The organism is Luteibacter sp. SVR4-7G, assembly GCF_056755555.1.
In genome coordinates, this window is sequence record NZ_JBPGXO010000075.1 from 1 (window position 1) to 9577 (window position 9577).

General features: G+C 65.7%; 9 protein-coding genes. 4 read left to right on the forward strand and 5 right to left on the reverse strand.

Features of this window, described 5'->3' with window-relative positions; all coding sequences use genetic code 11:
- Positions 1 to 479 precede the first annotated feature (479 nt).
- Entirely contained in the window at positions 480 to 608 is a 129-nt protein-coding gene (locus ACR9ZH_RS18035) for a hypothetical protein (RefSeq protein ID WP_481292143.1), read from the forward strand.
- Between the two features lie 13 nt (positions 609 to 621).
- On the opposite strand, the gene ACR9ZH_RS18040 is transcribed toward ACR9ZH_RS18035, so the two are convergent.
- From ACR9ZH_RS18040 to ACR9ZH_RS18055, 4 genes are all read right to left on the reverse strand, one after another.
- Entirely contained in the window at positions 622 to 825 is a 204-nt protein-coding gene (locus tag ACR9ZH_RS18040) for a hypothetical protein (RefSeq protein WP_481292144.1), read from the reverse strand.
- A gap of 52 nt (positions 826 to 877) precedes the next feature.
- On the reverse strand, positions 878 to 1099 hold the full coding sequence (locus ACR9ZH_RS18045) for a cold-shock protein (protein WP_481292145.1): 222 nt from the start codon (positions 1097 to 1099) through the stop codon (positions 878 to 880).
- Positions 1100 to 1264: 165 nt separating this feature from the next.
- The gene (locus ACR9ZH_RS18050) at positions 1265 to 2368 is read right to left on the reverse strand and encodes a Glu/Leu/Phe/Val dehydrogenase dimerization domain-containing protein (RefSeq protein ID WP_481292146.1); all 1104 of its coding nucleotides are present in this window, start codon (positions 2366 to 2368) and stop codon (positions 1265 to 1267) included.
- Between the two features lie 188 nt (positions 2369 to 2556).
- Positions 2557 to 2895, reverse strand: coding sequence for a YXWGXW repeat-containing protein (locus ACR9ZH_RS18055; RefSeq protein WP_481292147.1), 339 nt, complete (start codon positions 2893 to 2895; stop codon positions 2557 to 2559).
- A 126-nt stretch (positions 2896 to 3021) separates the two neighbouring features.
- On the opposite strand from ACR9ZH_RS18055, the gene ACR9ZH_RS18060 reads away from it, so the two are divergent.
- From ACR9ZH_RS18060 to ACR9ZH_RS18070, 3 genes are all read left to right on the forward strand, one after another.
- Positions 3022 to 3906, forward strand: a complete 885-nt coding sequence (locus ACR9ZH_RS18060) for an alpha/beta fold hydrolase (RefSeq protein ID WP_481292148.1) — start codon at positions 3022 to 3024, stop codon at positions 3904 to 3906.
- Between the two features lie 180 nt (positions 3907 to 4086).
- Positions 4087 to 7539, forward strand: coding sequence for a methylmalonyl-CoA mutase family protein (locus tag ACR9ZH_RS18065; protein WP_481292149.1), 3453 nt, complete (start codon positions 4087 to 4089; stop codon positions 7537 to 7539).
- A gap of 112 nt (positions 7540 to 7651) precedes the next feature.
- Entirely contained in the window at positions 7652 to 8467 is an 816-nt protein-coding gene (locus ACR9ZH_RS18070; protein ID WP_481292150.1) for a DUF3014 domain-containing protein, read from the forward strand.
- A 105-nt stretch (positions 8468 to 8572) separates the two neighbouring features.
- On the opposite strand, the gene ACR9ZH_RS18075 is transcribed toward ACR9ZH_RS18070, so the two are convergent.
- Positions 8573 to 9484 carry a peptidylprolyl isomerase gene (locus ACR9ZH_RS18075; protein ID WP_481292151.1) on the reverse strand — a complete coding sequence of 304 codons (912 nt, stop codon included), beginning with the start codon at positions 9482 to 9484 and terminating at the stop codon, positions 8573 to 8575.
- Positions 9485 to 9577: the final 93 nt, after the last annotated feature.

The window sequence follows — 9577 nt, forward strand, 5'->3', positions numbered from 1 at the left end:
ATGCAGGACCGACCGCAGACGAGCGAGGACGTCGTCGGAAGTGAAGGTTTCGGCTGGGATCGCGCTCATAGCTGGGTAAGTCCATTTCATCCCCGGATGGCGGGCCCGCTTCCGCACAGACAGACGGTGCAAGCGCCTTCACCGAGGCGACGAAGGTGATCGGAAAGGCTTTGGTTGTCGCCGTGCCTTTGGCGACTCCCCCTGACCCAAAAGCGCCGTGTAGGCAAAGCCTTACAAGAGCCCCGGGGTCTGCAAAGTGTAACAGATCACGCTCCGGAACAATGCTTCCTTGCGATCCGCACGATGGCCGGACACTGTCCGGGCGGGAACGCTCCGCCGTCCGCGGACAGGCCAACGCGGCGCTGCCAGGGAAACGGAAACCGCGATGGAATGCGCCTTGCGCGCATTTTCGGCGGTTGGCACGCCTCTTGCGACATACCTCCCGAGACCCCTTTCATCATCGTCGCAGGAGAAAGACCATGAAGTACGAAACCGCCATGCTGAAGACCTTCTTCGTCGCCGCCGTCCTGACCTGCCTGCTGACCCTGGGCGCGATGGTCACCGCACCGGGCCCGACGGCCGCCGGGGCCGTTGTCGCCGTTCGCTGATCGCAGCCTTGAACTACTCGTCGTCGATGAGCCTGACGTTCATCGCGTACGGTGGTCCGTCGACGCCTTGGCCGATGTCGAACCTGACGCGATCGCCTTTCTTCAGGCGGGGGGCGCCGGGAGGTATCCGCGAGGCCGGATCGGAGGCGGGGATATCGCCGGGAAGCGCCCCGGATTGGCCGGGGTTGTTCGTTGCCTGGGGCTTGCGCTTGCTCATTGCAGCATTCTCCCTCTCCGTTGGGGACGAATGACGCCTGCCGCTGCTCTTGCTAGATGAGCGTGACTTCGTCCGCCTGTAAGCCCTTCTGACCTTGCGTTACCGTGAAGGAAACTTTCTGGCCTTCCTGCAGGGTCTTGAAACCGTTTCCCTGGATCGACCGGAAGTGGACGAAAACGTCGGGTCCGCTATCTCGCGAAATGAAGCCGAAGCCCTTCGCATCGTTGAACCATTTGACCGTACCGGTTTCGCGCTTCGAATCTTGCTGACTCATGACGCACTTTCTCCGCAGATGAATATCGCCGGCGACATGTAAAACCATCGCCACGTTCACCCTGCGCCGCGCCGTGGAGCCGGTCAATCGGCCAAAAGTCTGGGCGCAAAAACGGAAAAAGCCGCCGGACGGGCCGGCGGCTCTTTTGCCACTTTCGCTTAGCGATTACTGACCGCGCATGCGGCCCTGGAAGCGCGGCGCGCCATTGCCCATGTGCGGCAGGCGGATCTTGCCGATGGCGCTGATGCGCTCCTCGGCCATGCGATCCGCGGCCTTGTAGGTCGGGATCTTGTCGCGTGCGGCGATCTCGAAGATGCGGCCGACGTTGTAGTAGATCGTGCGCATCATGCGCATCGCGCGCTCGCGGTTATAGCCGTCGATTTCCAGCGACACGTTCATGACGCCGCCGGCGTTCACGGCGTAGTCCGGCGCGTAGAGCACGCCACGGCGGGAAAGCTCGTCGCCGATCGCGTCGGTGGCCAGCTGGTTGTTGGCCGCACCGCAGATGATCTTCGCCTTGATGCGGTCGATGGTCTGCTCGTTCACCGTGCCGCCGAGGGCGCAGGGGCTGTACACGTCGGCGTCCACGTCGTAGATCTCGTCGAGGCCCACGGCCTCGCAGCCCAGCTCGTCGACGCAGCGCTGCACCGCGTCCTTGTTGATGTCGGTGACGAACACCTTCGCGCCCTGCTCGCGCAGCAGCTTGATGAACTCGCTGCCCACGTGGCCGCAGCCCTGCACGGCGTAGCTGTACTTGCCCACGTCTTCGTTGCCGTGCTTGTGCTGCAGCGCGGCCATCAGGCCCTGCAGGGTGCCGAAGGCGGTGAACGGCGAGGGATCGCCCGAACCGCCGTGGACCTGGTGCACGCCGGTGACGTACTCGGTTTCACGGAACACGTATTCCATGTCGTTGACGTCGATGCCGACGTCCTCGGCCGTGATGTAGCGGCCGTTGAGCGAATTCACGAAGCGGCCGAAGGCGCGGAACAGCGCTTCCGACTTGTCCTTGGAGGGATCGCCGATGATCACGGCCTTGCCGCCGCCCAGGTTCAGGCCGGCCACCGCGTTCTTGTAGGTCATGCCGCGCGACAGGCGCAGCACGTCGTTCACGGCGTCCTGCTCGGTCTTGTAGGGCCACATGCGCAGGCCGCCCAGCGACGGACCGAGCACCGTATTGTGGATCGCGATGATGGCCTTCAGGCCCGCGTCCTTGTTATGGCAGAAGACGACTTCTTCGTGGCCCGTGTTGGCGATGGTTTCGAAAATCATCGAACGCAAACTCCAGTTACAAGCGGCTGGGGCGCCGCCCTTCGGATGGAAACCGGCGGTGGGGACCACCGGTGGATTGTGACCGTCCAAAAAAATCGCCCCAACCTTGAAGGCGGGGGCGATATGTCGTGTCAGCTGGATAGTTTAAACCGTTGCGGGCCCCTGTGTAGGTGCGCCGCACAACGGGGCTAGCGGTGCCAGTGGCGGTCGCGGTGCCAGGTCTCCCGTTCGAAGCGCCAGCCGTGGCCGTAGGGGCGCCACACCGGGGGGCGGTAGACGTAGCCGGGACGGCCGGCGTACCAGTGGCCTCCGACCCAGACATAACGGCCGCCGGCCCAGCTCCAGTAGCCCGGGGCCCAGACGTAGCCGGCCCGCGGAGGCGGTACGCGCTCGAAGCGCGGCGGTGGCGGCCGGGTGCCCACGGTGACCGAAACGTACTCGCGCGCGGCGACGGGCGGGGTGTAGCTCGCGGCGCCGACGGCCAGGCCCAGGGCGGCCACGGCGGCGAAAGTGCGGATCAGGCTCATAACGGTCTCCTTCGGGACTCCGCGTGAATGCGGATTCGAGCGCCAGAACGCAGGCTCCTGCGGGCGGGTTGACTATGTCCCTCGACATGCGTTCAGCTTCGCGCACCCTTTCGTCCAGTCCCTTCCATGAAGCCACCACGACGCTTCGGCGTCCGCACCGTCGCGACCCTCCTGGGGATCCGGGCGGCCTACCGGCTGGGCAGCCGCCTGGCGCCGGGACGTACCGTCGCCCATGCCGCCCGCGTGTTCCAGACGCCCTTGCCGAGCAGTCGCGAACGCGCGGCCCATGCCTTCGGGTCCACGTCGGCGCGCGAAACGCGCATCGAGGTCGACGGCAGGTCCATCGCCACGTACGTCTGGGGCGATCCCGCCACGCATCCCTACGTCCTGTTCGTGCATGGCTGGTCGAGCATGGGCCTGCGGTGGGAAAGCTGGGTGCCGCAGGTTCTTGCGAAGGGCTGGGCGGCGGTATCGTTCGACCAGCCCGGCCATGGGCGGAGCGCCGGCGAGTTGTGCACGCTGCCGGACTTCGCGCGCACGCTGGGCGCGGTCGCCCGGCATTACGGGGACCCGGAAGGGGTCGTCGCCCACTCGCTGGGCGGCGCAGCGGTAGGCCTGGCGCTCGACGACGGGTGGACCACGAAGCGCGTGGTGCTGATCGCCGCGGCCGCGGACGTGCAGGGTGCGACGCGCCGCTTCGCGCGTTTCGTGCGGCTCGGCGAGCACCTGAGGCCAAAGCTGCACGAGGTGCTGGCGCAACGTACCGGCGTCCTCATCGACGACCTGCACATCGCCCACCACGCGCCGAAGCGCACCCAGCCGGTGCTGGTGGTGCACGATCGCGGGGATTCCGAGGTGCCGGTGGAGGAGGCGGCGATGTACATGCGACTTTGGCCGGGCGCGACGCTCATGGAAACGAACGGCCTCGGCCATCGCGCCATCGTGGACGACCCCGCGGTGCAAGCAGCCGCGCTGACATTCCTCTCCGGCCAGCCCGCCCTCCCGGTGTAGGAGCGCGCCCTGCGCGCGACATCTTTTGAGGCGATGCGCAACAGGGCCTGGCCGCTCCTCGCGAAAAACTGTCGCGCGCAGGCGCGCTCCTACACTTACGCTGCACTGCACCAGAGGTCGCCTGGCATGCCGCAGTAGAATTCACAGTTCCCCACCGTCGTCGATCGTCCCGGAGTTTCCATGAGCTCGCAGCCCAAGCACATTCCCGCCAGCAGCACGGACGCCGAGGCGACCCCGCTGCGTTTCGTCACGGCGGCGAGCCTCTTCGACGGTCACGACGCGGCCATCAACATCATGCGCCGGATCATCCAGAGCCAGGGCGCCGAGGTGATCCACCTTGGCCACAACCGCTCGGTGGAGGACGTGGTGCGCGCCGCGCTGCAGGAAGATGCCGACGCCATCGCGCTGTCTTCATACCAGGGCGGCCACGTGGAGTACTTCAAGTACATGGTGGACATGCTGCGCGAGCGCGGCGCCGGCCATGTGCGCGTATTCGGCGGCGGTGGCGGCACGATCACGCCGGAGGAGATCAAGGAGCTCCAGACCTATGGCGTGGAGCGCATCTACCATCCCAACGACGGCATGAAGCTCGGCCTCGTGGAAATGATCGAGGACGTGATGACGCGCACGCGCGCCGCCGCGTCGCAGCGCGTGGAAGTTGCGCCGGCAGCGGCCTCGGTCGAGGACGAGATCTCGATCGGCGCCATGCTCTCGGCGATCGAGGAAGACCTGCTGGGCGAGGAAGAACTGGCCCGCCTGCGCAAGGAATGGAAGCTCGCCGGCGGCAAGACGCCGGTGCTGGGCCTCACCGGTACCGGCGGCGCCGGCAAGTCGTCCGTCGTGGACGAACTGCTGCTGCGCTTCCTGCACGCCTTCCCGCAGATGCGCATCGCCGTGCTCGCCGTCGATCCGACCCGCCGCCGTAGCGGTGGTGCGTTGCTGGGCGACCGCATCCGCATGAACTCGCTGCGCAGCCCGCGCGTGTACATGCGCTCGATGGCGACGCGCCGCCAGCACGCCGCCACCTCGGTGGTGCTGCACGACTGCATCGATTTCCTCAAGGCCCAGGCCTACGACCTGGTGATCGTCGAAACCGCCGGCATCGGCCAGAGCGATTCGGAAATCGTCGACCTCGTCGATTTCCCGGTCTATGTCATGACCAGCGAATACGGCGCGGCGAGCCAGCTCGAGAAGATCGACATGCTCGATTTCGCCGAGCTGGTGGTGCTCAACAAGTTCGACAAGCGCGGCGCCGAAGACGCCCTGCGCGACGTGCGCAAGCAGTGGAAGCGCAACCGCACGGCGTTCCAGCTTGCCGACGAGAAGGTGCCGGTCTATCCCACCATCGCCAGCCAGTTCAACGATCCGGGCGTCACCTGGATGTTCGACAACCTGTGCCGCCTGATGCGCGAGAAGCTCTCGCTGCCCGAGGCCACATGGACGCCGGACGTCGACATCAGCCTGCGCGAGCCGCGCGCCACCGTGCTCATTCCGGGCAACCGCGTGCGCTACCTGGCCGAGATCGCGGAGCAGGGCCGCGGCATCAACGGCACCATCGCGGTCCAGGCCGCCGCAGCGAGCAAAGCGCAGCAATACTACGAATCGCTGAAGGACATCGGCGACGAGGCGCTGCCGCGCGCGTTCGACCTTTACGACCACGCCCTGCTCACCGCTCACGGCGACCGCTCGCTGATTACGCTCCGCCAGCGCTACAACGAAGCGGTGCGCGAACTGTCCAGCGAGGCGATCCACCTCCTGCGCGAATGGCCGGGCCGTTTCGAGGCCGTTACCGCCGAGTTCAACGAATACCAGGTGCGCGACAAGGTCATTCGCGTAGAGAACTACCGCGAATCGCTGAGCCACCAGAAGATCCCGAAGGTCTCGCCGCCGAAGACGAAGGATTGGGGCGAGCTGCTGTCCTTCCTCATGCGCGAGAACCTGCCGGGCCATTATCCGTACACCGGCGGTGTCTTCCCTTATCGCCGCGCCGGCGAGGACCCGACCCGCATGTTCGCGGGCGAGGGCACGCCCGAGCGCACGAACCGTCGCTTCCATTACCTCTCCCTGGGCGGCGCCGCGGCGCGCCTGTCCACGGCCTTCGATTCGGTGACGCTGTACGGCGAGGATCCCGCGCCGCGTCCCGACATCTACGGCAAGATCGGCAACTCCGGCGTCTCCATCGCGACGCTCGACGACATGAAGAAGCTGTACTCCGGATTCGACCTGTCGGCACCGTCGACGTCGGTGTCGATGACCATCAACGGTCCCGCGCCGATCATCCTCGCCATGTTCATGAACACGGCGATCGACCAGAACGTCGAGAAGTACCTCAACGAGGACGCCTCGCGCTGGGAAGTCGCCAACAAGCGCATCGCGGAGCTGTATCCGGACGGCAACCGCCCGCGCTACAACGGCGAACTCCCGCCGGGCAACAACGGCCTCGGTCTTGGCCTGCTCGGTGTCTCCGGCGAGGAAGTGGTGGATGCGGAAACCTATGCGCGGATCAAGGCGTATACCCTGGCGACGGTACGCGGCACCGTGCAGGCGGACATCCTGAAGGAAGACCAGGCGCAGAACACCTGCATCTTCAGCACGGAGTTCGCGCTGCGCATGATGGGCGACATCCAGCAGTACTTCGTCGACCACAAGGTACGCAATTTCTACTCGGTGTCGATCTCGGGGTACCACATCGCGGAAGCCGGGGCGAACCCGATCAGCCAGCTGGCCTTCACGCTGTCCAACGGCTTCACCATCGTCGAGTACTATCTCGCGCGCGGCATGAAGATCGACGACTTCGCGCCGAACCTGTCGTTCTTCTTCTCCAACGGCATGGACCCGGAATACACGGTGATCGGCCGCGTCGCCCGCCGCATCTGGGCGCGCGCCATGCGCGAGCGCTACGGCGCCAGCCCGCGCAGCCAGATGCTGAAGTACCACATCCAGACGTCGGGCCGTTCGCTGCACGCGCAGGAAATCCAGTTCAACGACATCCGCACCACGCTGCAGGCGCTGTATGCGCTGTTCGACAACTGCAACAGCCTGCATACGAATGCGTACGACGAGGCGATCACCACTCCGACCGAGGAGAGCGTGCGCCGCGCGGTGGCGATCCAGCTCATCATCAATCGCGAGCTGGGCCTGAACTTCAACGAGAACCCCTGGCAGGGCAGCTTCATCGTCGACGAGCTCACCGACCTCGTGGAAGAGGCCGTGTACAAGGAGTTTGAGGCGATCAGCGAGCGCGGCGGCGTGCTCGGCGCGATGGACACGATGTACCAGCGCGGCAAGATCCAGGAAGAGTCGATGTACTACGAGCACAAGAAGCACGACGGCTCGCTTCCGCTCATCGGCGTGAATACCTTCCTGCCGAAGGATCACGGCGGCGAGATCGCGACGGAGATCGAGCTGATCCGCTCCACGGAGGAGGAAAAGGGCCAGCAGATCGACAATGTGCGGCTCTACGCCAAGGCCCGCAACCACCTGGCCCCGGACAGCCTGGTCATCCTGCAGAAGACCGCCCGCGAGCGCCGCAACGTCTTCGAGCAGCTGATGGAAGCCGTGCAGCACAACTCCCTCGGCCAGATCAGCCACGCGCTGTACGACGTGGGCGGCGAATACCGCCGCAATATGTAAAACCCGTCGCTCCTGCGACGGCAGGAGCCCAGCGACTCCCTGCCCAGCCCGATTTGAACTCGACCGCCGGTTCGTAGTCCCATGGGGGCTTGGTCATGGCGGGAGCGGTACGTTGAGCAGTCAGTCGTCGGGTTCGAAGTGGGTCGCGGGTTTGCTGGTCGTGGCGATCGCCGTGGCGGTGGGCATCTTCGTGTACAGGGAGAAACTGGCACGGGAGAAGGCAGGCGCTCCGCCGTTCGCCGTCGCGGATTCCTCCGCCCCCGCCCATGCCGGAACCGTCCACGACGCGGCGCTGCCGCAGCATCCCATCGGCCCGGCCAGCGCATCCACGGCCGCATTACCGTCGCTGGACCAGAGCGACGACGCCGTGCTTGCCGGCCTCATGGCGCTCACCAGCGACGATGCCCTGAAGTCGGTACTGAAGCCGCAGGCCATCGTATCGCGCATGGTCTCGACCATCGACGCGCTGCCGAAGCGCAGCGTCGGCATGAACATCGTGCCGCTGCGAACGCCGACCGGTCGCTTCCAGGTGCAGTCGGACGACGGGATGTTCGTCGAGTCGAAGAAGAACTACGCGCGCTACGACACCTACATGTACGTCGCCGAGCGGATGAACCCGCAGGCCGCCGCGGCCTGGTACAAGCGCAACTACCCGCTGTTCCAGGCGGCCTATCGCGACCTCGGCACGGGCGGTTATTTCAATGACCGCCTCATCGAGGTGATCGACCATCTTCTTGCCGCGCCGGAACCGAAGGGCAAGCTCCAATTGATTCCGGCGAAGGAAGGCTACCTCTACGCGAATCCCGATTACGAGCAGCTGTCGGCCGGACAGAAGTTCATGATCCGCGTGGGGCCGGAGAACGAGGCAAAGTTGAAGGCCAAGCTCAAGGCATTGCGCGATGCCATAGCGAACGAATCCCCGATGTAGGAGCGCGCCTTGCGCGCGACAGGTTTTCGCGAAGAGCAACAGGGCCTGTTGCTCACGGCCCCAAAACCTGTCGCGCGCAAGCGCGCTCCTACAATGCGTTGGCTATCAAGGATGCTTCGACGGATCGCGCACCGGTACGCTGATGTTGCACAGGTCGATCTTTCCCGCAGGGCGGGTGTAGAAGTCGTCGCGGCGATTGCGCTTGGCATCGACGACGGCGGCGAAGGTCTTGCTGTCGGTGCGCAGCACCTGGATCGGCGTGCGTTCGGCTTCCGGTACGTCGGCGGCGAGGCGGACGCTCTTGATCGTGACGCGCTGTCCGGGCTTGTCGTAGAAGCCCATCGGTTCGCCACCGCGCGGGTAGGCCGAGAGGATTTCCATGCCCTTGATGACCTTGCCGGCCACGGCGAGGTTGCGGTCCAGGTTGCGCGGTGCCTGGCCGATGATCGCGTAGAGCGAGCTGCCGTTGCCGGTTTCCGCGCCGGTATCGCGTGCGACGCCCACGGTGCCGTAGCAGTGCGCGATCCAGGCTTCGCCCTTCCCGTCGCGTGCGACCGGGAAACCGTCGGAGAAACCGACCTCGGGCGCATAGACATCGCCGTCCGGCAGCTTCGTGAAGGGATAGGCCTTGCCGCCCTTGCGCGTGAACTCGGGCGCGAGGGTTTCCTTCGCCGTGCCCAGGCTCTTGGCCTTCTTCTTGTCGTCGCCGTCGGGATCGCCCCACTGGGTAACGAAGTTGTCCTGTACGCGGATGATCTGCGTGCCGTCGAAATAGTGTTCGCGGATCAGGGTGCGGATGTTCGCCGCGTGCAGCGGCGACCAGTCCTGGGCCAGCTCGATGATGACGCGGCCCTGCGGCAGGTCCATGTACACCAGGTTCTGCGGATCGGGCGTGCGCCATTCCGCGGGCGTCGACTTCGCCAGCAACTCCTTCGGCGTGGGCGATTTCTTCGCCTCTTCGGCCATGGCGGGCAGGGCGAGGGCAAAGGCGAGCGCGAAGCAGGTACGTGCGAGCATGGGATCCCCTGGGAGTGTCGTCCCGCAGACGTTAGCAGAGGAACGGGCGATGTAGGAGCGCGCGGTGCGCGCGACATCTTTTGAGGCCGTGCC